The 25,073-nt window shown below is 60.6% G+C and carries 26 protein-coding genes; 14 read left to right on the top strand and 12 right to left on the bottom strand.

Annotation, left to right across the window (positions count from 1 at the left end):
- The first annotated feature begins 2 nt into the window (after positions 1 to 2).
- The 3 genes from WC811_RS03785 (at position 3) to WC811_RS03775 (ending at position 2,173) form a co-directional block, all read left to right on the top strand.
- Entirely contained in the window at positions 3 to 728 is a 726-nt protein-coding gene (locus tag WC811_RS03785) for a hypothetical protein (protein WP_372641133.1), read from the top strand.
- Between the two features lie 92 nt (positions 729 to 820).
- Entirely contained in the window at positions 821 to 1,918 is a 1,098-nt protein-coding gene (gene ychF, locus WC811_RS03780) for a redox-regulated ATPase YchF (protein WP_372641131.1), read from the top strand.
- A 12-nt stretch (positions 1,919 to 1,930) separates the two neighbouring features.
- Complete coding sequence (locus tag WC811_RS03775; RefSeq protein WP_372641129.1) at positions 1,931 to 2,173, top strand: DUF3297 family protein; 243 nt, start codon at positions 1,931 to 1,933, stop codon at positions 2,171 to 2,173.
- A 63-nt stretch (positions 2,174 to 2,236) separates the two neighbouring features.
- Here the strand turns inward: WC811_RS03775 and WC811_RS03770 are convergent, their stop codons facing one another.
- The 6 genes from WC811_RS03770 to WC811_RS03745 all read right to left on the bottom strand — a co-directional run bounded on the left by WC811_RS03770 (position 2,237) and on the right by WC811_RS03745 (position 7,565).
- Positions 2,237 to 2,539: a plasmid stabilization protein gene (locus WC811_RS03770; RefSeq protein ID WP_372641127.1), complete on the bottom strand. Its 303-nt coding sequence runs from the start codon at positions 2,537 to 2,539 to the stop codon at positions 2,237 to 2,239.
- A 133-nt stretch (positions 2,540 to 2,672) separates the two neighbouring features.
- Entirely contained in the window at positions 2,673 to 4,181 is a 1,509-nt protein-coding gene (locus tag WC811_RS03765) for a catalase (protein WP_372641125.1), read from the bottom strand.
- A gap of 134 nt (positions 4,182 to 4,315) precedes the next feature.
- Entirely contained in the window at positions 4,316 to 4,987 is a 672-nt protein-coding gene (locus tag WC811_RS03760) for a class II aldolase/adducin family protein (RefSeq protein ID WP_372641123.1), read from the bottom strand.
- A gap of 4 nt (positions 4,988 to 4,991) precedes the next feature.
- Positions 4,992 to 6,092: an S-methyl-5-thioribose-1-phosphate isomerase gene (mtnA, locus tag WC811_RS03755; protein ID WP_372641121.1), complete on the bottom strand. Its 1,101-nt coding sequence runs from the start codon at positions 6,090 to 6,092 to the stop codon at positions 4,992 to 4,994.
- Positions 6,082 to 6,792 carry an alpha/beta fold hydrolase gene (locus WC811_RS03750; RefSeq protein ID WP_372641119.1) on the bottom strand — a complete coding sequence of 237 codons (711 nt, stop codon included), beginning with the start codon at positions 6,790 to 6,792 and terminating at the stop codon, positions 6,082 to 6,084. Before WC811_RS03750 ends, mtnA begins: the two co-directional genes overlap by 11 nt.
- Positions 6,793 to 7,025: 233 nt before the next feature.
- Positions 7,026 to 7,565 carry an adenine phosphoribosyltransferase gene (locus tag WC811_RS03745; protein ID WP_372641117.1) on the bottom strand — a complete coding sequence of 180 codons (540 nt, stop codon included), beginning with the start codon at positions 7,563 to 7,565 and terminating at the stop codon, positions 7,026 to 7,028.
- A 129-nt stretch (positions 7,566 to 7,694) separates the two neighbouring features.
- Here WC811_RS03745 and WC811_RS03740 point away from each other — a divergent pair, with 129 nt between their 5' ends.
- Positions 7,695 to 8,153 (top strand): hypothetical protein, encoded by a 459-nt coding sequence (locus WC811_RS03740; protein ID WP_372641115.1) that lies wholly within the window; start codon positions 7,695 to 7,697, stop codon positions 8,151 to 8,153.
- Between the two features lie 74 nt (positions 8,154 to 8,227).
- On the opposite strand, the gene WC811_RS03735 is transcribed toward WC811_RS03740, so the two are convergent.
- From WC811_RS03735 to petA, 4 genes are all read right to left on the bottom strand, one after another.
- Entirely contained in the window at positions 8,228 to 9,100 is an 873-nt protein-coding gene (locus WC811_RS03735; protein WP_372641113.1) for an S-methyl-5'-thioadenosine phosphorylase, read from the bottom strand.
- Positions 9,101 to 9,198: 98 nt separating this feature from the next.
- The gene (locus WC811_RS03730) at positions 9,199 to 10,059 is read right to left on the bottom strand and encodes a cytochrome c1 (RefSeq protein ID WP_372641111.1); all 861 of its coding nucleotides are present in this window, start codon (positions 10,057 to 10,059) and stop codon (positions 9,199 to 9,201) included.
- A gap of 10 nt (positions 10,060 to 10,069) precedes the next feature.
- Complete coding sequence (locus WC811_RS03725; protein WP_372641109.1) at positions 10,070 to 11,386, bottom strand: cytochrome bc complex cytochrome b subunit; 1,317 nt, start codon at positions 11,384 to 11,386, stop codon at positions 10,070 to 10,072.
- A gap of 13 nt (positions 11,387 to 11,399) precedes the next feature.
- Positions 11,400 to 11,972, bottom strand: a complete 573-nt coding sequence (gene petA / locus WC811_RS03720) for a ubiquinol-cytochrome c reductase iron-sulfur subunit (RefSeq protein ID WP_372641107.1) — start codon at positions 11,970 to 11,972, stop codon at positions 11,400 to 11,402.
- Between the two features lie 234 nt (positions 11,973 to 12,206).
- On the opposite strand from petA, the gene WC811_RS03715 reads away from it, so the two are divergent.
- Together WC811_RS03715 and WC811_RS03710 are read left to right on the top strand one after the other, a co-directional pair.
- Positions 12,207 to 12,677: a tRNA (cytidine(34)-2'-O)-methyltransferase gene (locus WC811_RS03715; protein WP_372641105.1), complete on the top strand. Its 471-nt coding sequence runs from the start codon at positions 12,207 to 12,209 to the stop codon at positions 12,675 to 12,677.
- A 79-nt stretch (positions 12,678 to 12,756) separates the two neighbouring features.
- A complete protein-coding gene (locus tag WC811_RS03710; protein WP_372641103.1) occupies positions 12,757 to 13,398 on the top strand; it encodes an isoprenylcysteine carboxylmethyltransferase family protein in 642 nt (213 codons plus the stop codon).
- Positions 13,399 to 13,430: 32 nt separating this feature from the next.
- Here the strand turns inward: WC811_RS03710 and WC811_RS03705 are convergent, their stop codons facing one another.
- Positions 13,431 to 15,308, bottom strand: a complete 1,878-nt coding sequence (locus WC811_RS03705) for an ABC transporter ATP-binding protein (protein ID WP_372641101.1) — start codon at positions 15,306 to 15,308, stop codon at positions 13,431 to 13,433.
- Between WC811_RS03705 and WC811_RS03700 the strand changes: the two genes are divergently transcribed.
- From WC811_RS03700 to WC811_RS03685, 4 genes are all read left to right on the top strand, one after another.
- Complete coding sequence (locus WC811_RS03700; RefSeq protein WP_372641099.1) at positions 15,307 to 15,444, top strand: hypothetical protein; 138 nt, start codon at positions 15,307 to 15,309, stop codon at positions 15,442 to 15,444. The genes WC811_RS03705 and WC811_RS03700 overlap by 2 nt on opposite strands.
- 8 nt (positions 15,445 to 15,452) lie before the next feature.
- On the top strand, positions 15,453 to 16,361 hold the full coding sequence (hemF, locus tag WC811_RS03695) for an oxygen-dependent coproporphyrinogen oxidase (RefSeq protein WP_372641097.1): 909 nt from the start codon (positions 15,453 to 15,455) through the stop codon (positions 16,359 to 16,361).
- 348 nt (positions 16,362 to 16,709) lie between these two features.
- On the top strand, positions 16,710 to 19,685 hold the full coding sequence (locus WC811_RS03690; RefSeq protein ID WP_372641095.1) for a phospholipase effector Tle1 domain-containing protein: 2,976 nt from the start codon (positions 16,710 to 16,712) through the stop codon (positions 19,683 to 19,685).
- A 162-nt stretch (positions 19,686 to 19,847) separates the two neighbouring features.
- Complete coding sequence (locus WC811_RS03685; RefSeq protein WP_372641093.1) at positions 19,848 to 20,912, top strand: alkene reductase; 1,065 nt, start codon at positions 19,848 to 19,850, stop codon at positions 20,910 to 20,912.
- A 31-nt stretch (positions 20,913 to 20,943) separates the two neighbouring features.
- Here WC811_RS03685 and WC811_RS03680 read toward each other — a convergent pair whose 3' ends face one another.
- Positions 20,944 to 22,179, bottom strand: a complete 1,236-nt coding sequence (locus WC811_RS03680) for a hypothetical protein (RefSeq protein ID WP_372641091.1) — start codon at positions 22,177 to 22,179, stop codon at positions 20,944 to 20,946.
- 119 nt (positions 22,180 to 22,298) lie between these two features.
- Between WC811_RS03680 and WC811_RS03675 the strand changes: the two genes are divergently transcribed.
- The 4 genes from WC811_RS03675 (at position 22,299) to WC811_RS03660 (ending at position 24,846) form a co-directional block, all read left to right on the top strand.
- Positions 22,299 to 22,955, top strand: a complete 657-nt coding sequence (locus WC811_RS03675) for a CoA pyrophosphatase (RefSeq protein ID WP_372641089.1) — start codon at positions 22,299 to 22,301, stop codon at positions 22,953 to 22,955.
- Positions 22,952 to 23,254: a DUF6111 family protein gene (locus WC811_RS03670; protein ID WP_372641087.1), complete on the top strand. Its 303-nt coding sequence runs from the start codon at positions 22,952 to 22,954 to the stop codon at positions 23,252 to 23,254. Before WC811_RS03675 ends, WC811_RS03670 begins: the two co-directional genes overlap by 4 nt.
- Positions 23,255 to 23,258: 4 nt before the next feature.
- Positions 23,259 to 24,515, top strand: coding sequence for a CCA tRNA nucleotidyltransferase (locus WC811_RS03665; RefSeq protein WP_372641085.1), 1,257 nt, complete (start codon positions 23,259 to 23,261; stop codon positions 24,513 to 24,515).
- Between the two features lie 97 nt (positions 24,516 to 24,612).
- Positions 24,613 to 24,846 carry a hypothetical protein gene (locus tag WC811_RS03660; protein ID WP_372641083.1) on the top strand — a complete coding sequence of 78 codons (234 nt, stop codon included), beginning with the start codon at positions 24,613 to 24,615 and terminating at the stop codon, positions 24,844 to 24,846.
- Positions 24,847 to 25,073: the final 227 nt, after the last annotated feature.

Here is a 25,073-nt window from a genome sequence, read left to right as displayed (position 1 = left end):
CGATGTCCGAGTATCACGACGAGCGCCGCGACGACGCGGGTTCACGCTCATTCTTCGATTGGACCGTCGGCGGCCTCATTCTGCTGTTCACGCTCGGCGTATTCGGCAGCGTCGCATTGGACGCCTATAACTCAGTCGACAAGGACAAGACCGGCGTCCGCCGTATTCTCGCGCATCGCTGGAACGACCGCACGCTCGTGTTCCCGATCGACGGCGTCGATCGCCAGGGCCGGCGCGCGACCTTCGATGTCGTCGTGCTCACCAAAAATTACGGCTGGGTACGTGGCTCGACAACCGAGCTTGAAAAAGACGATCGCCGTTTGTCCCCGCAGGAGATTCAGGAGGAAGTTCTGGCGCCGCAGCTTCGCCAAGGCCTCGGCAACGCCCGCGGTGTCATCGCCGTCGGATTGGCAAGCCAGGAAGGCGACGTTGCGCGCGAGGAGCAACGCGGCGGCCTGCGCGCCGTTCGCACCGCACAATGGGTCCGCGACGTTCTCGACGATCGCATTCCGATGTGGACCTTGAACCTCGGCCGCTACATGGATCCGTGCGCGGATTGCGAGGACACGGACACAAGCTGGCAACGTCCGTTTATCGTTATTGCGGTCCGCGAGGCCGACGCCGGCGCGCATATTTCGGAAGCTCTGGCCGACGCCATGTCCGGAACCACCAATCTTCCCGCCCCGTCGCGCTATTCGGCGTTCGCGTTCACGAAATTCGCTCGGTGAGCCATAGGGCCGCAGATAACGCGGATAAGACTTCACATTAGGCCCCCACTCGCTTACCCACGGGCCACAACCTAACCGGACATTCCCCAACCATGGGCTTCAAATGCGGCATCGTCGGCTTGCCGAACGTCGGCAAGTCAACCCTCTTCAATGCGCTCACGCAGACGGCGCAGGCTGAGGCGGCCAACTATCCCTTCTGCACGATCGAACCGAACGTCGGCGAGGTCGCGGTTCCCGACCCACGTCTCGAAACGCTCGCGAAGATCGCCGGCAGCAAGGAAATCATTCCGACGCGCCTGACTTTCGTCGACATCGCCGGACTCGTGCGCGGAGCGTCGAAAGGCGAAGGTCTCGGCAATAAGTTCTTGTCCCATATTCGCGAAGTTGACGCCGTCGCCTACGTCCTGCGCTGCTTCGTCGATGAGGACATTACCCACGTCGAGAACCGCATCGATCCCCTCGCCGACGCCGACGTCGTCGAAACGGAACTGATGCTTGCCGATCTCGACAGCCTCGAAAAGCGCATCGCGCAAATCGAGAAGAAGGCTAAGACCGGCGACAAGGACGCCAAAGTTCAATTCGCGGTGATGGAAAAGCCGCTGCTTCTCCTGCGCGAAGGCAAACCCGCTCGCCTCGCGGAAATCGCGCCCGAAGAGATGCCGGCTTTCCGCGCGCTGCAGCTGTTGACGTCGAAGCCCGTCGTTTACGTCTGCAACGTCGAGGAGGCCTCCGCTGCTCACGGCAATGCTTATTCCAAGCAAGTCGAAGACCGCGCCAAAGCCGAAGGCGCCGTCGTCGTGATCATCTCGGCCAAGATCGAAAGCGAGTTTGCGGGTCTCGCGCCCGAAGACCGTGATGCCTTCCTCTCCGAAATGGGCCTTGAAGAAGCGGGTCTCAATCGTCTCATCCGCGCTGGTTACAGCCTGCTCGATCTCGTGACGTACTTCACCGTCGGGCCGAAGGAAGCCCGCGCCTGGACGATCACGCGCGGCACCAAGGGCCCGGCGGCGGCGGGCGTGATCCACACCGACTTCGAAAAGGGTTTCATCCGCGCCGAAACCATCGCCTTCAATGATTATGTCGCCGGAAACGGCGAAACAGGTGCTAAAGAAGCCGGAAAAATGCGGCTCGAAGGCAAAGAGTACGTTGTCCAGGACGGCGACGTCATGCACTTCCGTTTCGCAAACTAAGGACGAGCGAATATGTCCGATCAACTTCCTGACCGTCTCAGCAACGACCCGAAAAGCCCGTTCTTCAACGAAGAAATCTTGAAGCGCGAAATCGGCATCCGTTTCAACGGCGTCGAAAAAACCAATGTCGAGGAATATTGCATCAGCGAAGGCTGGGTGCGTGTTGCCGCCGGCAACGCCAAGGATCGCCTCGGCCGCCCCATGACCCTCAAGCTCAAGGGCAAAGTCGAGCCGTACTTCAGGGCGGCGGAATAGATAAGCGCTTCATGTCATCCTCGGCATGAAGCAGAGGATGACACGGGTCCAACGTTCATCGGCTTAGCTCGCCCTGCGCTTCCTCGTGGCAGCCGCTTTTTTCGCGGAAGCCTTGCGGGCGGCGGCAGGACGCGAAGCGGCCGCCTTCCCACCGATCCGGCCACCGCGTTTCGAAGCGACCTTCGTATCCTTCACACCGCGACCCGATCCGCTTTTGTTGCCGCCGCCGCTTTCCTTGTTGACGGTGGCCCACGCCCGCCGCTCGGCTTCGCCCTTGCCGACGCCGCGCTTCTCGTAGCCGTCCTCGATGTGTTCGGCCTTGCGCTTTTGTTTGTTCGTATAGCTCGATTTATCGCCTCTCGGCATGACGACTCCTCCTTGATACGTTGAGCGTCGTTGGAGCAACGCTTCAGCACTTCAGAAGTTGCACAGTGCGATGCGAACAAAAAAGGCCCCGCGAGCGCGGAGCCTTTTCGTATTTCATGAAGACGATCCGAATTTATTCGGCGGCTTCAGCGCCACGCGGCATCTTCTGTTGCTGCGCCGTCTCGGACGCTTTCTGACGCGTCATGTGCTCTAGGGCCGTTCGCACGCCGGCTTCGTAGTCCGGATGCACCTTCTTGAAGTGCCCGAGCTGCCGCTCGGCGATGAAATCGGGAATGCCCCACATCGCTTCGGCAACGTTCGTGAAGAGACGCGCCTTCTGCTCCCTGTTGAAGAGATTGAAGAGATCCGTCACCTGCCGGTAATCGTCGTTGCCATCGCGATGATTGTACCGATCGGCGTCGCCGGAAAGCTTGAGCGGCGGCTCCGCAACCGACTTGTCTTCGGCCGCGCCGTGGAACGAATTCGGCTCGTAGTAGGCGTCGACGTTGCCTGTTTCCGGTGCGAAAAACCGCATCGGGCCGTCCTTGTGATAGTTATGGACCGGGCAGCGCGCGGCATTCACCGGCAGATGCTCGTAATGCGTGCCGAGGCGATAGCGGTGCGCATCGGCATACGAAAAGATGCGCGCCTGCAGCATTTTGTCGGGCGAAAAATCGATACCCGGAACGACATTCGACGGCGAGAACGCGGCCTGCTCGATCTCGGCGAAATAATTCTCCGGATTACGGTTGAGTTCGAGCACGCCGATGTCGATCGGCGGATAATCCGCGTGCGGCCAAACCTTCGTGAGGTCAAACGGATTGTACCAATGCTTATCCGTATCGCCTTCCGGCATGACCTGCACTTGCACTTTCCACTTCGGGAAGTCGCCGCGTTCGACAGCGGTGAACAAGTCTTCCTGCGTCGACTCGCGCGTTCGTCCGACGATCTCCGTCGCTTCACCGTTGGTCCAGTGCTTATGGCCCTGCTGCGTCTTGAAGTGGAATTTCACCCAGAAGCGCTCGTTCTTCGCATTGATGAAAGAGTACGTATGCGAGCCATATCCGTTCATGTTGCGGACGCCGACCGGCAGACCGCGGTCCGACATCAGGATCGTCACCTGATGCAAACTTTCCGGCGAAAGCGACCAGAAATCCCACATCGCCGTCGGCGAACGCATGTTGGTTTTCGGATGCCGCTTCTGCGTATGGATGAAGTCGGGAAACTTCAGCGGGTCGCGAATGAAGAAGACCGGCGTGTTGTTTCCGACGAGGTCCCAGTTGCCTTCGCCGGTGTAGAATTTGAGTGCGAAGCCGCGAACGTCACGCTCTGCATCGGCAGCGCCCATTTCGCCCGCCACCGTCGAGAACCGCGCGAGCATGTCGGTCTTGGCGCCCGGCTGTAGCGCCTTCGCTTTGGTATACTTCGAGATGTCGCCCGTGATCGTCAGAGTGCCGTAAGCACCCCAGCCCTTCGCATGAACGGTGCGCTCCGGAATGCGTTCGCGGTTCTGATGGGCGAGCTTTTCGATCAATTGATAATCTTGCATGAGCAGCGGACCGCGCGGCCCCGCCGACAGCGAATTCTGGTTGTCGGCGACGGGAGCGCCGGCGGTTGTGGTGAGTTTCGTGGCGTCGGTCATGTGATCGTCCTTCCTGGAGGAAACCATAGAGACCTAAGATCAGAAAAACTTAACAAACAAATCGAATCTTCAGGAAATTCTTATAAGACAAACTTATGAGGCCGAGATTCCCTAATGGGGGCGATCAGTGATTTTTATCGGCGTTTTTGATTTCGCTCGGCGTTCCTGCCGTAGGCTTTAAACCGCTCGGAGATCCGGAGCATCTCCGCGTCGTCGAGAAGGTGGACCTCACCGAGGACCAGTAATTTGTAATACTGCTCCGCCAGAACTTCCACCTCAAAGGCGAGTTCGAGCGCATACGCGAGCGATGCCCCGCAAACGATTTGACCGTGATTGGCCATTAAGCACGCGTCACATTCGCCGAGACCCGTCGCAACATGCCGTGCGAGTTCTTCCGTTCCGAAGGTCGCGTAAGGCACGCATGGAATGTCTTTTCCGCCCACCGCGCCGATCATATAGTGAAATGGGGGAATAGGCCTGCGCGCGCACGCGAGGACCGTCGCGTGCATCGAATGCGTATGCACGACCGCGTGCCGGTCGGGCCGCGCGTGGTAGGTGGCAAGATGAAAGTGCCACTCGCTCGAAGGCTGCAATTGCCCCTCCGGCACGCTGCCGTCTCCCGCGACGAACACGATGTCGTCGGGTTCGGTGTCTTCGTATCGCTTGCCGGTCGGCGTGATCAGCATTCCACTTTCGAAGCGACACGACACATTGCCCGAACGTCCCGGCGACAGTCCCGATTGGCTCATCTTCAGGGCCGTTGCGATGACGTCTTTCCTCAGAGCTTTTTCGCCGGGGTGCTTCATGCGTTCACGCCGCCGCGCTCGTTTTTTCAGGATACAGCGACAGAAGCCCCTCGCCTGACGCCGCGCAAATGCCCCGCTCGGTGATGAAGCCCGTGACGAGACGAGCGGGAGTCACGTCGAATGCCGGATTGCGCGCATGCGTGCCCTCCGCCGAAATGAGAACGGACCCGACGCTGCCATCCGGCAATCGTCCCTGCACGCTCAGAACTTCATCTGCGCTGCGCTCTTCGATCGGAATATCGCAGCCTTTTCCCGTTCTCCAGTCGATCGTCGAATAGGGCAGCGCCACATAGAACGGCACGCCGGTATCGTGGGCAGCTAGTGCCTTGAGATAAGTGCCGATCTTGTTCGCAACGTCGCCGTTGGCCGTGACCCGGTCCGTGCCGACGATGACGAGATCGACGTCGCCGTGCTGCATGAAATGCCCGCCCGCATTGTCCGCGATCAGGCTGTGCGCAACGCCATGCTGCAAAAGCTCGAACGCGGTCAGCGCCGCCCCTTGATTGCGCGGCCGCGTTTCATCGACCCAGACATGCACCGGAATTCCCGCGTCATGCGCATGATAGATCGGTGACGTCGCGGTTCCCCAATCGACGCACGCGAGCCAGCCGGCGTTGCAATGCGTGAGAACGTTGACCGGCCGCCCGCCTTTCCTGCGCGCGATCTCCTGAATCAGAGCGAGACCGTTGACGCCGATTTTCCGGCACGTCTCGATATCGTCGTCGGCAAGAGCTGCCGCCCGCGCGTAGGCTGAGGCGGCGCGGACACTTGGCGCGAGCGGGCCAAGCGTCGCGCGAAGATCCTCCAGCGCCCAGCGCAAGTTGACGGCGGTCGGCCTCTGCTCGCCGAGAAACGCAATTGCATGATCGAGGCTCGCGTCCGAAGCGTCGGCGCGCATTGCGAGCGCCACACCGTAAGCGGCCGCGACGCCAATCAGCGGCGCACCGCGCACCTGCATCGTCTTGATGGCGCGGGCAGCATCCTCGACGGTCTTCAGCGCCGGCCGCACCAGCTTATGTGGCAACAGCGTCTGATCGATGATCCCGACCGACCAGCCATCCGGTTCGAGCCAGATCGTTCGCGACGGCACGCCATCAAGCTTCATAGTGGGCCTCCGCAGTGGACTTGGTGAAATGAATAATCTCCGCCGCGGCCTCCGCCGAGCGTGTCTGCAGTAGCATATGCGCGCCAGGGAGAACGACCATCCGCGCCATTCCCTTCTCCGACACTGCCAGCTGAATCGGCGACTTGCGGACCAGCCAATCGCCTCGGCCATGAAGCACGAGGATCCGGCAGGCCAGCCGCGCGAAATCGTCCCGCACGTCTACGTCCGCGACGGCGCGCACGCGTGCGGCGCGAACCCGGCGCGACAAAGTCTGAACGATCTCCCCGATTTTACTGACGAGTTCCGGGTCACCGTAATCCCCCATGAGGATCGCATCGCGTATCTTCGCCGGCGTCGAGCGTGGATTGACGAGAGCTGCACGGCGAAGGAGCGCGCCCGGCCAGGGGTTCTTGAGAAACGTCGCGGCCAGAATAATCCCTTGCACCTGCTGCCCGAGTTGGGCCGCGACGCGAACCGCAACGGGTCCGGAGAAGGATTCCCCGAGAAGATAAACGGACCGGTTTCCAATCTCGTTGCGGACAATTTCGGCATAGCCCGCGTAGCCAAGGGACGGATCCTGCGGATAGCGGACGATTTTGACGTCGAGTTCTGGCTCGAGCCGCGCCGCCAGCCGGTCGAACAATTCACCCGTCCCGTCGAGACCGGGCAACAGAACAATCTCACGCGTACCGTTTGCCATGCTCAAATGCTGGCAGGGCCGGGTAAAGGAATATGCAGCGAGGCATCGAGGCCGCAAGCGGCACACGTCAGCGCGTACCATTCCGAATAGGGACGCGCTGACCTGTCGATGATCTCCACCCCCGGTGCCCCGCAAGCGGGACACATTTGAACCGCGCGCGGATCGCCTCGCCAGACGGCGATTCGATCGAGCGCATCAGGAAGGTGTTCGTTTTTGAGGTTCACAGCCGGTCTCTAGTGACCACCAAATGCGACGAGCACATGACTTGTAATGCCAAGATCGTCGAGACGCTTCATGCCGCCAAGATCCGGCAGATCGACGATGAAAGTTGCGCCAACCACTTTCCCGCCGGAGCGCTGAACGAGTTTCACAGCCGCCTCCGCCGTTCCTCCCGTCGCGATCAGGTCGTCGACGATCAGCACGCGCGATCCCTTCTCGAAGGCATCCTCATGAATCTCGATAACGTCGACGCCGTATTCGAGCGTGTATTCCTGCCCGATCGTCTTCCACGGCAGTTTGCCCTTCTTCCGGATCGGAATGAAGCCGCATTCGAGGCGATCCGCGATCGCCCCGCCGAGAATGAAGCCACGCGCCTCGATGCCCGCCACCGCGTCGATCTTCTCGTCCTCGAACGGCTTTGCCATGCCTTTGATCGCCTTTTTGAGCCCTTTCGGGTCGGAAAGCAGCGTGGTGATATCCCGGAACATGATGCCGGGCTTGGGGTAGTCGGGGATGGTGCGAATAAGGTCTTTCAGGCCGTCGAAGTCTTTCACGTGCTTCACTCCCGTCAAATTGACGGCGCAAAATAGCAATATCTCCCAACAGTAGGTAGACTTAGAGCAACGCTGTCGTGCTGAATCATTTGGCACCGGCGGCAGGTCTTTGCCTGAGGGACAACGCGAATGACAGCTCAAGGTGCGTCCTCAACCGCCGGACCCGACTTCGACCCGCTCCTGGACGACACGGAAGACCTGCCGAGAACATTCAGACGCGAAAAGGAAGCTCGCGCCCGAGAAGCCCGCGAACGCGCTGCCCAGGAGCGCGCCGCCGCTCCGTCGCTGCCGATGGGTTCGGAGCCCCTTGACGCCGAGGACCGTCCAAGACCGCAACCTCAGATCTACGCGGCCGCCGACTTTAGCCCCGGCGCGGCAAGTGGTCCGGCCGGTCCGCTCATACCAGCGACGGTTCGAAGCATCGATGTGCCGTTCGCCAAGCTCGTCCTGTTTTTCCTCAAAGCCGTGCTCGCGAGCATCCCGGCGCTCATCTTGCTCGGCGCCGTCCTGTGGGTTCTCGGCGCGACGTTGGAATGGGCCTTCCCGTGGCTGATCAAAATGAAGATCCTGATCAGCATCCCGAATTGACGACCTGCCGTCATCCCGGCGAAGACCGGATCCAGACAGGCCGCGGAAGACATTCACATCACGAGCCGCCGATCCTACCCGAGCACCCGCCCCGCGACGGCATCGAGCTTTTTCATCAGTTCCGGATCGCGCGCTTCGGGCGGAGTAATGAGCGCAACTTCAAGCGCCCGATCCGAACCGATCGGGCAAGGAGGATGATCGCGCGGAAAGTCGCGGGCGAGATGCGCGACCAGCCGCTGCGCCCGCTCCGTGTTTTCGTGCATCACCTCGATGATGGACGCCACATCGACGTCAGCATGATCGCTGTGCCAGCAGTCGTAGTCCGTCACCATCGCAACGCTCGCGTAGCAAATCTCGGCTTCACGCGCGAGCTTGGCTTCCGGCATGTTGGTCATGCCGATGACGTCGCAATCCCACGAGCGATAGAGATTGCTTTCGGCGCGCGTCGAGAACTGCGGACCCTCCATCGCCAAGTAGATGCCGCCCCTGTGGACTTTGATCTTTTCCGCCTTCGCCGACTTTTCGAGCGCCTTCATCAGCAACGGGCTGATCGGATCGCCCATCGCGACATGCGCGACGCAGCCATTGCCGAAAAATGATTTCTCGCGCGCGAAGGTCCGGTCGATGAACTGATCGGGAAGAACGAAATCGCCCGGCCGGTATTTCTTCTTGAGCGATCCGCACGCCGAAACCGAAACGAGATCGGTGACGCCCGCGCGCTTCAGCACGTCGATATTCGCCCGATAATTGATGCCGGACGGCGACAGCTTATGGCCGCGCCCGTGTCGTGGCAAAAACCGGATCGGCAGGCCGTCAATATCCGCGAACAGCACGTCGTCGGACGGCGCGCCCCACGGGCTTTCGATGGCCTTCCATTCGGGATTTGAGAGACCCGGCAAATGATAAAACCCGCTACCGCCCACAATACCGAGTACCGACGCCGTCATTCCCACCTGCTCCGTCTCTAGATGCTTTCGCCCAGATAAAAGAAAAAGGCCCCGCAAGCGAGGCCTTCCAGTTTACAAATCGTCACAAGCGCTCCGGGTCAGTGCTTGATGCCGGCCCAGATCCGCCGCTTGCCGAGATAGAGCAAGCCTGTGGTGACGATCAGATATAAAACGACCTGCCATCCGATCCGTTTGCGCGTATCGAGCGACGGATCGGCCGCCCATGACAGAAATGCGACAACGTCGCGAGAGTAGTTTTCCACCGTTGGCGGCGTCCCGTCGGAGTACGGCACGGCTCCGTCCGAAAGCGGCGGCGGCATGCTGATCTGATGGCCGGCGAAGACCTTGTTGTAGGACTTGCCATCGGTCAGCTTGAAATCGGCGGGCGGGTCCGAGAACCCGTTCAGCAATGCATAAATATAGTCGGCGCCGCCTTCCTGATAGGCATGGGCGATGTCACCGATCATCAGGAAGGGATGAATCCACCAGCTCGGATTGCGTTCGACGTTGCGCGCCCGCGCCATTAGCGAAAGGTCCGGCGGCAGCGCGCCGTTCTGTGCCGCCCGCGCTTCCTGATCGTTGTGATAAGGCCCGCGGATCGGATCGGACAGCAACGGCGGCCGCTCGAACATCTTGCCTTCGTCGTTCGGACCGTCCGTGATCTGGTTCGGCCAGCTCTTGGCGAGAGCTTTCACGGCGGCTTCCGGAAATTCCGGGCCGCCTGGCTGGACGAGATTTCGGAACGCCAGACGCTTGAGTCCGTGACAGTTTGAACAAACGTTCTGATAAACTTGGAAGCCGCGCTGCAACTGCGCCGTGTCGAACTGCCCGCCGAAGCCGGAGAACGACCACTTCTGCCGCTCGATCTCCGGGTGACTCGATTCCTCCGCCGAAACGCTCGTGATTGCGAGAACCGCCGAGAGCGCGAACAGAAGTGCAAGAGAGATGCGTTGTTTCATCTGTCGTCCCCTAGCGCACGTCAGGGGCGGCGGCCGCACCCGATGGAAGTCCGCCTCCGCCTTTGCCGAGCACCGATTCACTAATCGAGCGTGGCAACCGGCGCGGCGTCTCGATGATCCCGACGATCGGCATCGCGACGAGGAAAAACAGGAAGTAGCAGACCGTGAAAATCTGGGACGCCACCACGTACACGCCTTCCGCCGGCTTCGAACCGAGATAGCCGAGCGCCACGCACGTGAAGAGGAAGAACCAGAAGAACCACTTGAAAATCGGCCGGTACTTCGCCGACCGGATGCGAGATGTGTCGAGCCACGGCGCGAACGCGATGACGACCACCGCCGAGAACATCGCGACGACGCCGCAAAGCTTGGCGTACTGCCCGAGCGGAATTCCGAGGAACGAACTCGTGAAGGCTCTCAGGATTGCGTAAAACGGCAGGAAATACCATTCCGGCACGATATGCGGCGGCGTGACGAGCGGGTTCGCCTCGACGTAATTATCCGCGTGTCCGAGATAGTCGGGCACGAAAAACACGAACCACGCGTAAAGCAGGAGGAACGCGAAAATCCCGACCGCATCCTTGGACGTCGCATAGGGATGCATCGGGATGCAATCGTCCGCTTCCTTGAGGTCGAGCCCCGTCGGATTGTTTTGCCCAACGACGTGCAGCGCCCAGATGTGCAGCACAACGACACCCGTCAGCACGAACGGCAACAGGTAGTGCAGCGAGAAGAAACGATTGAGCGTCACGCCCGAGACGGCGTAGCCGCCCCAAAGCCACTCTACGATCGCCGTGCCAAGCCCGTTGATGATGGTGTCGAGCGCGGAAAAGAGGTTGGTGATCACCGTCACGCCCCAGAAGCTCATCTGCCCCCAGGGCAGCGTGTACCCCATGAATGCCGTCGCCATCATCAGCAGCATGATCAGCACGCCGAGGATCCAAAGCACCTCGCGCGGCGCCTTATATGAGCCGTAATAGAAGCCGCGGAAGATGTGCACATAGACGGCGAAGAAGAACATCGACGCGCCGACTGAGTGGAAGTTTCGGATCATCCAACCGTAATTCACGTCGCGCCGGATATGCTCGATGGAATCGAACGCCCCCGTCGCGCTTGGCTGGTAATGCATCGCGAGGATCACGCCGGTCACGATCTGACCCACGAGGATCAACGACAGAATGCCGCCGAATGTCCAAAGGTAGTTGAGGTTGCGCGGCGTCGGATAATCGATGAACTGGTTCTTCACGACGCGGCCGATCGGTAGCCGCTCATCGAGCCATTTGCCCCACCGCGTCGTCGCGACGTAATTCGAGGTTCGGCCTCCCATGTGGTCTCTCCCCCTAGCCGATCTTGATCTTGGTATCGGTCATGAACGCGTAGGTCGGCACTTCGAGATTGCGCGGCGCCGGGCCTTTCCGAATGCGTCCGGAGGTGTCGTACTGCGAGCCGTGGCAAGGGCAGAACCAGCCGCCAAACTCACCTCGCTCGTCGCCCATCACCTGCCCCTTCGGAATGCACCCGAGGTGCGTGCAGATGCCGATCAGCACGATCCAGTTTTCATGCCCCTTGATCGTGCGGTTGGCGTCCGTCGCCGGATCGTCGGCTGGCAGGTTCTCATTGCGCGCAAGGCCGTCAGGAAGATTCTTGACGTCGACATCGACCGCCGATGTGACCTCCGCCTTCGTCCGGCTCCGAATGAAGATCGGCTTGCCGCGCCACATCGCGGTGATCGCCTGGCCCTCTTTCACCGGAGCAAGATCAACCTCCACCGACGACAACGCCATCGTGCTGGCATCGGGGTTCATCTGCTGGATGAAAGGCCAAAGAAGCGACGCGGCGCCGACAGCTGCGAAAGCATTTCCAGCAACCACCAGGAAATCCCGGCGGTTCGGCTCTAAGGCTTCTGTGCTCAACGCACGCCTCCCGGATTGTGAACCAGAGCCTAAGGCTATCCCGGTTGAAGAGAGGAGATCCCCGCAATCGGCTGCCTAGTTTTTGGTCTCTCGTTCGTTCGCTTCTTCCCTGATTGCATGTTCTGACAGCGTTTGATGTTGCTATCAATCGGAAAGCGCGACAAAAAGTGAGGGGCAATTTGGCGCATATGTCGCACTGGACACAAATGTCTGCCGTGGCGCAGAGACCCCGCGATGCGCCTCGCCCTCTATCAGCCAGACATTGCCCAGAACACGGGTACGATTCTTCGGCTCTGCGCCTGCTTCGGTGTACCAGTCGACGTCATTGGCCCGGCGGGCTTCGATATGAGCGATCGTTCCTTGAAGCGCGCCGCGCTCGACTATCTGTCCTTCGTCGATCTGACGAGGCACGTAAGCTTCGAAACCTTCATGGCCGGGCGTGTTGCCTCACCGGCATCGCAAGGTCGTCTCATCCTCCTAACGACCAAGGCAGCTGCACCTTATTGCGACTTCGTATTCGAGGCCGACGACACGCTGTTACTGGGTCGCGAAAGCGCGGGCGTTCCAGATAGTGTGCACGACCGTGTCGATGCGCGGATTACAATTCCGATGCTGCCTGGACTGAGGTCGTTGAACGTCGCCGTCGCCGCCGCGATGGTTCTCGGTGAAGCGCTACGGCAAACGCATGGGTTTCCCAGCGCCTGACGCCAATCACGCTTTGTCGCACACGTGACACGCGAATGGCGCAAATCTGTCGAATCGCCTCGCCAATTCGCAAAATCGCATGACGATCGATAGACTACTAACGATTGCCGGCATCGCGTCGGCGTTTCTGTTGATAGCAGGAATGATTGCCGGCCGGATGAAGCCGGCATGGCGGATATGGCCGGCGCCACCAGTCGGCTCGCTGAAAAGCTTCCTCTTCTGGTCTCTCTTTCGAACTTTGAACATCGCCGTCTTGATTCTGGCGGCTGAGCGCTTTTTGACGACGCTCACCGGGCAGATGGTCCCATTCCGGATTGCACTCGCCGCTGTCTCCTTCGCTTCCGGCATCGGTTACGCCTATACGCTGTGGTCGCTCGGACGAAAGGCAACCTATTGCCAGGTGAGCGGCCTTGCGACCGGAGGCGTCTATCGCTGGACGCGCAATCCTCAGTACGCGACAGCCATTCTCGCATTCGCGACGCTCGGGCTGGCGGCGTGGGCCTGGGATGCGACGCTGCTTGCTGCCACTCTTGTCATCGTTTACGCGATGATGGCGATCACCGAAGAACCTTGGCTCGAAGCCCGCTATGGCCGTGCCTATATCGATTACAAAGTCGAAGTTCCGCGCTTCTTCAACGTCCGCCACGCCATCAACGAGTTGCACGCGCTTCTATCAAGCAAGGTGCCCTCGCTCGCAAACGGACAGCGCGGCAAACGCTAGCCGCGCTGCAACTGAGGTGAACAACGCCGGTCTTACTCCGCCGCTTCGCGCGCCAGGAAACCGCCGGACTGGCGCCGCCAGAGTTGCGCGTAAATGCCCCCGCGCTTCAGCAGATCGGCATGCGAGCCTTCCTCTACGATCCGCCCGTCGTCCATCACGACGAGCCGGTCCATCGCCGCAATCGTCGAAAGTCGATGCGCGATCGCGATCACGGTCTTGCCGTGCATCAGCGTCTCGAAGCTCGCCTGGATCGCCGACTCGACTTCTGAATCGAGCGCGCTTGTTGCTTCGTCGAGCACCAGGATCGGCGCGTTCTTCAGCAGAACGCGCGCAATGGCGATGCGCTGCCGCTGACCGCCCGAAAGCTTAACGCCCCGCTCCCCGACGTGCGCGTCGTAGCCCTTGCGGCCTTTCATGTCCTCAAGGCCCAAGATGAAATCGTGCGCTTCGGCCTGCTTCGCAGCCGCAATAACATCCGCCTCCGTCGCGTCGAGACGGCCATACAGGATATTGTCGCGCACAGACCGATGCAGCAGCGACGTGTCCTGCGTCACCATCCCGATTTCCGCTCTGAGGCTGTCCTGCGTCACGCGCGAGATGTCCTGCCCGTCGATGACGATGCGGCCGCCTTCAAGATCGTAGAAGCGCAACAGCAGGTTGACGAGCGTCGACTTGCCCGCACCCGAACGCCCGACGAGACCGACTTTCTCCCCCGGCCGTACGTTGAGAGACAGAGCTTCGATCACGCGCACCGGCGCATCCTCCGAAGCGGCGCGTCCCGCCCCGTAGTGAAAATGGATATGATCGAAGCGGATCTCACCGCGCGGCACGCTAAGTGGCTTTGCCTCGGGCGCATCGACGAGTGCGTTGGGACGCGAGATCGTCTCCATGCCCTCATGCACGACGCCGATATTCTCGAAGACGTCCGCGATGGTCCACATCACCCAACCCGACATCGTCACGATACGGATGACGAGACCGCTGACGACGGCGATATCGCCGACCGACACATGATGCAGCGTCCACAGCCAGATCGCGGTGCCCGTCGTCACGACGAGCAGAAAGCCGTTGAGGATGTAAAGCACGACCTGCATGCCCGTGACGAGACTGAGCGAGGCCTGCCACTTCTGCATTTGCTCGGTCAGCGCCTCACGCGCGTACGCATCCTCGCGCTCGGCGTGCGCGAAGAGCTTCACCGTCATGATGTTCGTATAGCTGTCGACGATCCGTCCGATCAGCATCGAACGCGCTTCCGACGATATCGTCGATCGTTCTTTGATGCGCGGCACGAAATAGCGCAGCGTGACGACATAGGCGACGAGCCAGATCACCAGCGGGATCGTCAGCCGCCAATCGGAAGCTGCGAACAGGAACGCCGATCCGACGAACTGCACACTCGCGTACCAGATGGCATCGATGAGCTGCACGAGACTTTCTCTGAGCGAGGCCCCGGTCTGCATGATCTTGTTGGCGACGCGGCCCGCAAAATCGTTCTGGAAGAAGCCGAGGCTCTGGCGCATCACGTAGCGGTGCGTTTGCCAGCGAACGCGTGATGTCACGCCGGCCGCAAGGATCTGGTTCTTGATGAAGTCATGCGCCGTCGAGACGATGGGCCGGAGCACCAGCGCCACGAACGCCATGAATGTCAGCATCCAGCCGTAGGTCGAAACGAATGTCGCCGGATCGCCGTGCGTCCGCATCTTGTCGACGATGGCGCCGACAAACCCCACGAGCGCGACTTCAATCGTCGAGCCGAGGCATCCCGCAACCAGAAGCAGCAGGAAATACGGCCAGAGCGGTTTGATGAAGAACCAGTAGAAAGCCCACAGCGTATCCGGCGGGCGCACGATCGCACGCTTGTCGAACGGCTTGATGCGGGTCTCACCCCAGCTCATAAGGCGTCGCAGCATGATGATCTATCGCAAAGACAAAAGCGGCGCCCAATCGCAAAATCGGTTAGATCCGACTGGCGACGGCGACCGGATGTTGATCGTTGATACCGGTGGAGCTAAGGGTCTTTTCGGTCAAAAACAAGACACGGTGTAGAATATTCAATGAATGCCCCCGATTTGCCACTAGAGCAGAAAAAAGCCACTGCGCGCGCCTGGTTCGAAAAGCTGCGCGACGACATCTGCGCCGCATTTGAAAGGCTGGAAACGGGCCTTCCTGAAACCGCCCCGCATGGGCAGGATGCTCCCGGTACGTTCGTTCGCACTTCGTGGGAGCGAGCCAAAGACGGCGTTCCCGATTGCGGTGGCGGCGTCATGAGCCTCATGCACGGCCGCGTATTCGAGAAGGTTGGCGTGCACACCTCGACCGTCTACGGCGAATTTGCGCCCGAGTTCCGCAAGCAAATCCCGGGTGCCGAGGAAAATCCGGAATTCTGGGCCTCCGGAATTTCACTCATCGCCCATCCGATCAATCCGAACGTGCCCGCAGTTCATATGAACACGCGCATGATCGTCACGAACAAATGGTGGTTCGGCGGCGGCGCCGATTTAACCCCCGTCCTCGACAAGCGGCGCACGGATGCCGATGCGGATACGCTCGCATTTCACGCCGGCATGTATGGCGCCTGCGCGAACCACCCGATCGTCGATTACACCAAGCTCCGAGACTGGTGCGACAAATATTTCTTCCTGCCGCACCGGAACGAAAAGCGCGGCGTCGGCGGTATCTTCTACGATTATTTGACGCCGCCCGACGCCGAGGGCGGATGGGATGCCGCGTTCGCCTTCACGCAGGACGTTGGGCGCGCGTTTCTCAGTGTCTATCCGATGCTCGTGCGCGGCAATTATACGATGGCCTATACCGACGCCCAGCGCGAGGAGCAGTTGATCCGCCGCGGCCGCTACGTCGAGTACAATCTGCTCTACGACCGCGGCACGACGTTCGGCCTGAAAACCGGCGGCAACGTCGAGTCCATTCTGTCCTCGATGCCGCCCGTGGTGAAGTGGCCCTAAGTTTTTGACTGCGCGCCAAACCGTCATCCTCGGGACGAGCCCGAGGATGACAAAAAGACCAACGCCATCCCGGCGCAGGCCGGGATCCAGGCAACCTCAACCGTCTCGCGCCGGCGGATTGCCGAGGATGGGGCCCGCGCGTCCATGATGGGCCGGGCACAGTTGTGGCCGTTTCGCCATCCCAAGCGGCGCGTATTGCTCTCTGCCGGTCGCGACGGTTTACGCTCGCACGCGCCGCCGTATAACCTCTCGGCAGCCTAAACTCCGGACTTATACCCGCGAAAAGCATTTACGTACCGGGCTTCGCGTCATTGGGTCCGCAATGGAGGCCTTCGGGAGCACGGCAGAATGAAACGGCTCATCTGCTCCCTCGACGGCACCTGGAACGACGACGACGGCGCGTCCCCGCTGACGAACGTCGCCAAGCTCAACCGCGCCATTCTCTTCGAAGATCCTCACGGCGTTCGCCAGCTCACCCGCTATATCGTCGGCATCGCGACCTCGCAAAACCAGGGATTGGCATTTCTGAAAGGCGCGCTCGGCTTTGAGATCGGCGATCGGATCAAGGCCGGTTATCAGTTTCTCAGCAACGTCTACGAGCCCGGCGACGAGATCTACCTCTTTGGCTTTTCTCGCGGCGCCTACGAAGCACGCAGTCTCGCGAGCTTGATCACGCTCTTCGGCCTCGCCCGCAAAGACAGCAGCTTCTCTATTGACGACGCCTGGGCCCTCTATCGCCGACCCGAGCACAAACGCGATTTTAACGCTGTCGCGGAGATCAGCGCGTCGTGTCATTATCCGGTCCGGATCCGCTGCCTCGGCGTCTGGGACACGGTCGGCAATATCGGCAATCCGTTTTGGTCGTCGGCGTGGTTGAGCCGCAAATTGGATTACCACGACACGCGATTGCACGACACCATCGACGTCGCGCTGCACGCGCTGTCCATCGACGAGGCGCGCAGCCCGTTTCGTCCAGCGTTCTTCAGCTATCCCGACGACATCCGGCTGCCGTCATACCAGTACGTCGAGCAAACCTGGTTTGCCGGAACGCACGCCGATGTCGGCGGTGGCTGGCCCGAAACGGCGCTGTCAGATGTCGCGCTGCTCTGGATGGCCGAACGCATCCGGGCGACGACCGACCTCGCCATCGACATCGAAAAATTGCGCCGCGAGAGCAAGCCCGATCATCTCGGGCTCCAACACTATTCGTCAAGGGGATGGCCCTACGCCGTCGGCCGCATTTTACCGTATGTGCGTCTTATCCAACAAAATTTGAGCGGGCTTTCTGAGCGCCGCCGCAGCGTTTTCCGCGGCTGGAGAACGAGCGCCGTCGCAAGTAGCCTCGCATCCCTCAACGAAACGATCCATCAAAGTGCGATCTCGCGCCTCGGCCAAACCGTCAAGGAAGCACGCGGCGATCTCGTTCAGGATATCGTTTACGAACCGCCGACGCTCGTCGACGCCGCGAACAGCGGAATCCCAGTGGCGCGCGCCCGGTTGCCCAAGCTAAGCCGCCGGCAACTCAATCCATCGCCCAGCGCGCCGGCGCGTCCGTCGCCGCCCGTTGCGGCGGCCGAACCCGAAAATCCCACCGTCGAAATTCATCAAGCCGAAACGATGCAAACCGAAACCCCCGCCGCCGCCAAAAACGGCGCGACGAACGATCTTCGAGAAGGTGTCGATATGCCCGAGACGAGTTCGGCCCTCAAAGCCCGCGACCCGGTGACGATAAACGAACCATCTGCAGTTCCGGCGGAAGCGGTGCCCGCTAAAATCAAAGTCGTGACCGTCCACGGCACCGGAGCAGGCGTTCCCGACGACGTTGGCCAATCGTGGTGGCAGAAGGATAGTGCGTTTCAGAAAAAGACGGCGGAAATCGTCGAACTGGCGGGAGACGACATCGAAGTCGTGCCGTTCCACTGGGGCACCGGCCCGAACAGCGAAACGAAGCGGCGCGAGGCCGGTGCGAAGCTCTACGAGCAGCTTCGCGGATACGACGAAGCGGGCATCGACTATTACGTCATCGGCCACAGCCACGGCGGTTCGGTGATCTATGATGCGCTCCTGCGCTCGGCAGCAAAAGCCGCGCCTTTGGAACGGTTGAAATCCTGGCTCACGGTCGGCACGCCATTCCTCGACTTTAAGCCAAGCTGGTTGCTGTTCAACCGCCTCAACATCTGGGGACAGGTCGCCTACGTGACAGGCGTCGGAGTTCTCTTGTTGGCGATCGGCCTCCTCGCATCGAAATACTTCGATCTTCCGTTCGCGCAGACGGTTTCGGCGTCTCTGGGCGACAAGGCCTTCGCCAATTTCTACTATCCCGTGCTGAGCTTCTTCTTCGGCTATGTCGTCATGTGCTTCGCAATTCTCACGGCCATCGAGAGACTGACGAAGCGCTGGTATTCGGATCGCGACAAGACGACGGTTCGCGACCTTTACGAAAAGAGGTGGGTGGGCCTCTGGCACCACGACGACGAAGCAATTAGTGCGCTGGCGAACGTGCGCGCGCTGCAACGGGCAATTATTCCATCGAATTTTCTTGTGCCCGTTTTCTCGCTCATCCCCCTGCTGATAACGATCTTCGGACTGGGCTACGCCATGGTCTATCTGGTCCATTCGTGGAATCCCGATACGCAATGGCTCAAAGATATCTTTGCCAAGTTGGCGACCGTCGACGCAGATCCGAAAAAGGATTGGACGCTTCAATCGCTCGTGTCGACGATCTGGGCCTTGGCAACGGCGGTCACATTCATCATGGGACCGATCATCGGCTTCTATCTTCTGATAACGACCATCGGCATCGGCCTCTTCCGCGGCTTCGCACACCTCATCGGCATTCCGCTGGCAAAAGCCATTGATCGCCTCGTTTGGGATTCCGTGCGCCAGGAAACCTGGGGTAACGATCGCCGGGGTGAATCCGTGCGATCCGTGTCTCCGACCCCGCCTCTTTTCTCACCGCGTTATGTGCCGCTGCCTGAAGCAGTGGCTTCTAAGATTGCCAAATATAGCGAGACACACGCCACGGAAACGCTGCGAAAAGCCCGCGAACTTTTGGGCATGACCGCGACGGCCACAGGAATGGGCGATATCGGGCGCGATCTCTCGCAACAACTCTCCTGGAAGGAGCTGATCCACACATCCTACTTCGAGATCGAGGAATTCATCGCCCTGCTCGCCGCCGCCCTCCGCAGTAACGGACTGAGCGCCGCCAAAGCCGCGAAGATCGCCCACGCGATAAGCGACGACATGGCTGAAGAATGGCTGCGGGATATTTCTACCCTTCCCAAGCCGTTGCCGGCCGACGAGGTGCGCTCCAGGCCATAGACCTCGCAAACAGCTGGGAACCTTGCCCATTTATTATGCGGCAGCGGTGGTACGCCGCAGTTGTCTGCCCTACTGCCAATGCCACATCTGAGAGAGTTCGTCCGTTCCGAACTATGCGCCCTAATGCACGCGCGTCTCCATCGATAAATCCGGATATCTCACATGACATCTCTGTTCGATCCGCTCAAAGCCGGCGCTTTCAATCTCAAGAACCGCGTTGTCCTCGCCCCTTTGACGCGCTGCCGCGCAAGCGCCGGACGCGTCCCGAACGACATGATGCGCAAATATTACGTGCAGCGCGCCTCGGCCGGAATGATCCTGTCGGAAGCGACCGCGGTGACACCTCAGGGCGTCGGCTATCCCGATACGCCGGGCATCTGGTCGGATGAGCAGGTCGCGGGCTGGAAGAAGATCACCGATGCCGTCCACGCCGCCGGTGGCACCATGCTGTTGCAGCTCTGGCATGTCGGCCGTATCTCCGATCCCTTCTATCTCAATGGCGAGCTCCCCGTCGCTCCGAGCGCGATTGCCCCCAAGGGTCACGTCAGCCTGATGCGCCCGATGAAAGATTTCGTCACTCCGCGCGCTCTTGTATTGAGCGAAATCCCCGGCATTGTCGCTGCCTATCGCAGCGGTGCCGAGAACGCCAAGCGCGCAGGCTTCGACGGCGTCGAGGTGCACGGCGCCAATGGCTATCTGCTCGATCAATTCCTGCAGAATTCGACGAACAAGCGGACCGACGCTTACGGCGGCTCCATCGAAAACCGCGCCCGGCTCATGCTCGAAGTCGTCGATGCCTGCATCGAAGTCTGGGGCGCTGATCGTGTCGGCCTCCACCTCTCGCCGCGCGGCGATTCACACGATATGGGCGATAGCAATCCGCTGGAGACGTTCGGCTACGTCGCAACCGAAGTCGGCAAGCGCAAGATCGCGTTCATCTGCACCCGCGAATATCAAGGCGCGGACTCGATCAGCCCCGAGTTGAAGAAAAGATTCGGCGGCGTCTTCATCGGCAACGAGAAGTTCACCACGGAAACGGCCAATGCAGCGATCAACGCTGGCGTCGTCGACGCCGTCGCTTTCGGCAAGACGTTCATTGCCAACCCCGACCTGCCGCTGCGTTTAAAGCAGGATGCACCTTTGAATGCTCAGGACCCGGCGTCGTTCTACGGCGGCACTGAGAAAGGTTACATCGATTATCCGGCGCTCGAATCGCAGAGCGCCTGAAGACCACACCTATCATCCGAGGGTCGAGCGCTCAGCGCTCGACCCCGCGCCGCTCCGAGATCGTATCGAAGGCGTTGACGAATTCGAGCGATCCCGGCGTGGTGATTGCCCGTGTCATACGCCGATCGAGTTCCGCCCGAAGCTGCTCGCCATTGAGCCCGATCACCATTTTATTCACGTAATAGGCGCGCCGCGCAAAAAAGTTTGGTGTCGGCGCATCCGCTCCCGGTGCCTGCAGCATCTCAAGCCCCGTCATCGGACCCGCAAGGTTCATGAGTTCGAGTTCCGCCCCCGAAAGCGACGTCCGGCCGTCCTTCGCCGCCAAGTCTTGCAGCGTCTGAAGCTTCGTCGCCTGCAGCATCGGCCCGATATCACAGTCGATGTTCAAGGTATGGATGCCCATTCCCGCCTCCGTCTTCGCATAAGCCTGCTGCACGTCCCATTCGAACGGCTGATGCTTCACGTTGGCGTACATTTTCTTGAGCACGACAAGCTTGTGCTTGAGCTGGGCCTTCCGCGCCGGCGAATTCCTCGGATCGTTATACTTCGCAGTCAGCCGCCGGATGAACATCGCGCCGCTGCGGGCAAGCTCGTTGATCGAGTTGGCGTCGAGAAGTTGTCCATAACCCAGGGCGCTCGAAATCGCCCGGCCTGTCTTCTTGATCGGATGAATGCCCGCCTGCGTGTCGTAGGTGCCGTTTCCGCCCGTCTCGAGCGCATAAACGCGCACGACTTGCTCCTTCGAAAGGCCAAGCACCTCAGCCTCCGCAGCGTAACGCAGTTTGAATTCTTTTTCCGAGACCCGTTCTGGAACAAAGTTGTAAACGCGCTTCGCGGCGGCGAGGTAATCCGGAATGGTCGACAATTCTTTCGACGGCGACGGATTGGCCTCCCTCTGCGCGACAAGAAACCGATCGTATTTCTGCGCGAGTTCGCCCGCGAGAGATGGCCCCCTGTAACTCGGCGGAAAGCTCATCACGTAGTCGCTGGCGCTAAAAGGGATTTTCCGCGCACGCTTCGCTCTGCGCACTTGCCGTTTCTCCTCGACGGCATCCCAATACGCGTCGAGTTGTGCTTTGAATTTCTCCCGGCCGGTCTTCCAAGTTTGAAACGCTTCAACCTCGCTGTCGGACAGCGATGTCAGAAAATCGATGGTCGACATCGCCCCGGCGGGCGGCGTCATGATGGGGCAAACCAGCGCGAGCACAGCCATCAGCGCCGAAAGGCCCTGTATCCGAAACGGCGATGTCATACGTAAGTAGGCCACGCGCAGTCCCATTTGCCTGTAAACGAGGCGCAGTTGATACGACGAATCGAAGGTAGCGTGATTCAACCGGCTCCGGCCACCCCAGGGACGCCACGCTTCGATTTCAGCCAGGTTGCGAAATGAACCCGCTTTCCGCCTCCAATATGGCAATACCCGATCTCGACGCCGCCGCTTTCGAGCGGCTGGCCCGGGCGCGCCTGCTCGCCAGCCCGCCGTTACTCAATGAACCGCAATCACCCGGCGACGACGATCTGAACCCCGGCATCGGCAGATTTGCCTCCGGGCTACGTCATGCCGCGGTGCTCGTACCCATAATCGCCCGCTCGCCGCTGACGGTGCTGCTGACGGCGCGCACCGAGCATTTGCCGTCCCACGCCGGGCAAATCGCGTTCCCCGGCGGCAAGGTCGAGACCCACGACGCGAGCCCGCTTGCTGCGGCTCTTCGGGAAACCCGCGAAGAAATCGCCCTCGATCACGCCTTCATCGAGCCCGTCGGCTACTTGCCGCCCTATCGAACCGGCACCGGCTTCATCATAACGCCATCCGTCGCCCTTGTACGCCCCGGCTTCAAGTTGACCGCCAATCCCGACGAAGTGGCCGATATTTTCGAGGTTCCATTCGCTTTTTTGATGAACGAGGCCAACCACGAGGTGCACAGTCGCGTTTGGAACGGCGCCGAACGACACTTCTATGCGATGCCTTACGGACAACACTATATTTGGGGGGCGACAGCGGGAATAATCCGCACGCTCCATCGGAGATTATTCAGCGCATGATCCGCATCGTCATTGAGAATATTTTCTTCTTCCTGCTCCCGACTTTTTTTTACGTCATCTGGATCGCCTTCTCCGAGGACAAGTGGCCGGGACTGATGACGGTCTTGGTACAAGCTCCCCTCGTCCGCCTGTTTGTTGCCGGAGCGGCGCTGATGCTCTTAACGCTCACAGTATTTTCCTCCCGCACCTATAACGACCCGAACGACGTCTACGTCCCGGCCTCGGTCGTGAACGGCAAGCTCGAACCCGGACACACCATCCACGAGCCTGAATCCCAGCTCCCAAAGGCGAAGCCCTGACCGCATGACCGAGGCTGCAATTAAATGGCCGCGCGTAACCGGCGCCTGGCTCCATTCTCCCGCACTGGTCAAAGTGTTCGCGGCGCTTTCGGGTGGCGGCGCCGAAGCCCGCATCGTCGGCGGAGCCGTCCGCAACGCGCTCCTCGACCGGCCGGTCCGGGATATCGACATCGCGACGACCGCTGTCCCCGAAGACGTTATGCGTCTTGCACAGACCGCAGGTCTCGGCGCGTACCCGACCGGCATCGACCACGGCACCGTCACCGTCGTCACCGATAAGCAGTCGTTCGAAGTCACGACCCTGCGCCGCGACGTGGCGACCGACGGTCGCCACGCGGTTGTCACCTTCACAACCTCCTGGGAGGAAGACGCCTCACGCCGCGACTTCACGATAAACGCGCTCTATTGCACGGCCAACGGCACGATCTACGACTCTGTCGGCGGCCTCGATGACCTGCGCCAGCGCCATGTGCGCTTCATCGGCGACCCGGAGGCACGCATTCGCGAAGATTATCTGCGCATTCTTCGCTTCTTCCGCTTCAGCGCCGAGTACGGCAAAGGCCACCTCGATCCGGCGGGGCTCGCCGCTACGAACGCACTGAAAGAAGGCCTCTCGCTGCTCTCCGCCGAACGCATCCGCGCCGAGGTGTTGAAACTTCTTGCCGCTCCCGGCGCGGTCGACGTCATCCACGCGATGTACAAAATCGGCATCCTGCAGCTCGTCGTCAGGACGCGCCTTGAGCCGGAACGGTTCGAACGCTTGGCGGCGATCGAAGCAACCCTCGGCGAGCCGCCCGACGCCCTGACCCGCCTCGCCGCGCTCGCCGTCAGCCACCCGGACGACGCATTGTTTCTCGCCGAGCAACTTCGCCTGTCGAACGCGGAAGCATCCCGCATTGCCGCCGCGTCCGCCGGCGATCCCGCGATCGACCCCGTGACGTCCGAGGCGGCAGCCCGCGCCGCCCTCTACAAGCTCGGTCCGGAAACTTTCCTCCGCGCGGTGCGGCTGGCATGGGCACACTCCGGCGCGCCGAGCAACAATCCCCATTGGCGGGCGCGAGCCTTGCTCCCAGACCGCTGGCATGTACCCGTAATGCCGTTCTCGGGCAGCGACGTCCTGGCCCTCGGCGTCGCGCCGGGACCGCAGGTCGGCCGCATCCTCGAAGCTTTCGAACGTTGGTGGGTCGCCGATAACTTCCCATCGGATGCCGAACAGCAAAGCAGTGTGCTTAAAGAGCTGGCTTCGAAGGCACTTACTTAACAAATCATTAAATTTCACTTCACCTTCGCTTGTGCTCCGACTAAGTTCCCTTTCCGCGGGGTTCGTCAGTTTTGTATTGCGTTGAGGAAATGCCCTGATGGAAAGCATCGGCCACGAGCGAGACCGTTCGCTCAAGTTCGTTCAAATCGTCTTTGCCGTTCTCGCCCTTCTCAGTCTCGTCTCGGCGCTGACAGTTTCGACCCGGGGCGTGGATTTGGGCCTGCCCGAAAACTCGACATATCCGATAGCGCTGGCGTTTCTCTTGGTTGGCGCCGTCGACACCATTCTGCTCTTTGCCTGGGAACACATCTTTCAGCGCACCGAGCTTTGATCTTTCGGCGCGCTGCCGCCCGAGACGGCGGTGCGCCTTTTTATCCGGCCTATCCGGCCGACGCCTTATCCCGCCAGGACGTCTCGCGGCGAGGCCTTAGCCAGCCGGCGAAACTGGCGCTATTTCATTCACCCTGTTGGTAAACACGCCAAAAGCGCAGCTTTACGGCGTCTTTACAGCATCGAACGCATCCGGCCGCATGCCTTCGTCATACGCCTGTTACATGA

Origin of the sequence: Hyphomicrobium sp. (assembly GCF_041659645.1) — a bacterium.
Taxonomy (GTDB): domain Bacteria; phylum Pseudomonadota; class Alphaproteobacteria; order Rhizobiales; family Hyphomicrobiaceae; genus Hyphomicrobium_B.
The sequence above is the reverse complement of the archived record's forward strand: the minus strand, read 5'-3'. Positions and strand labels throughout refer to the sequence as shown.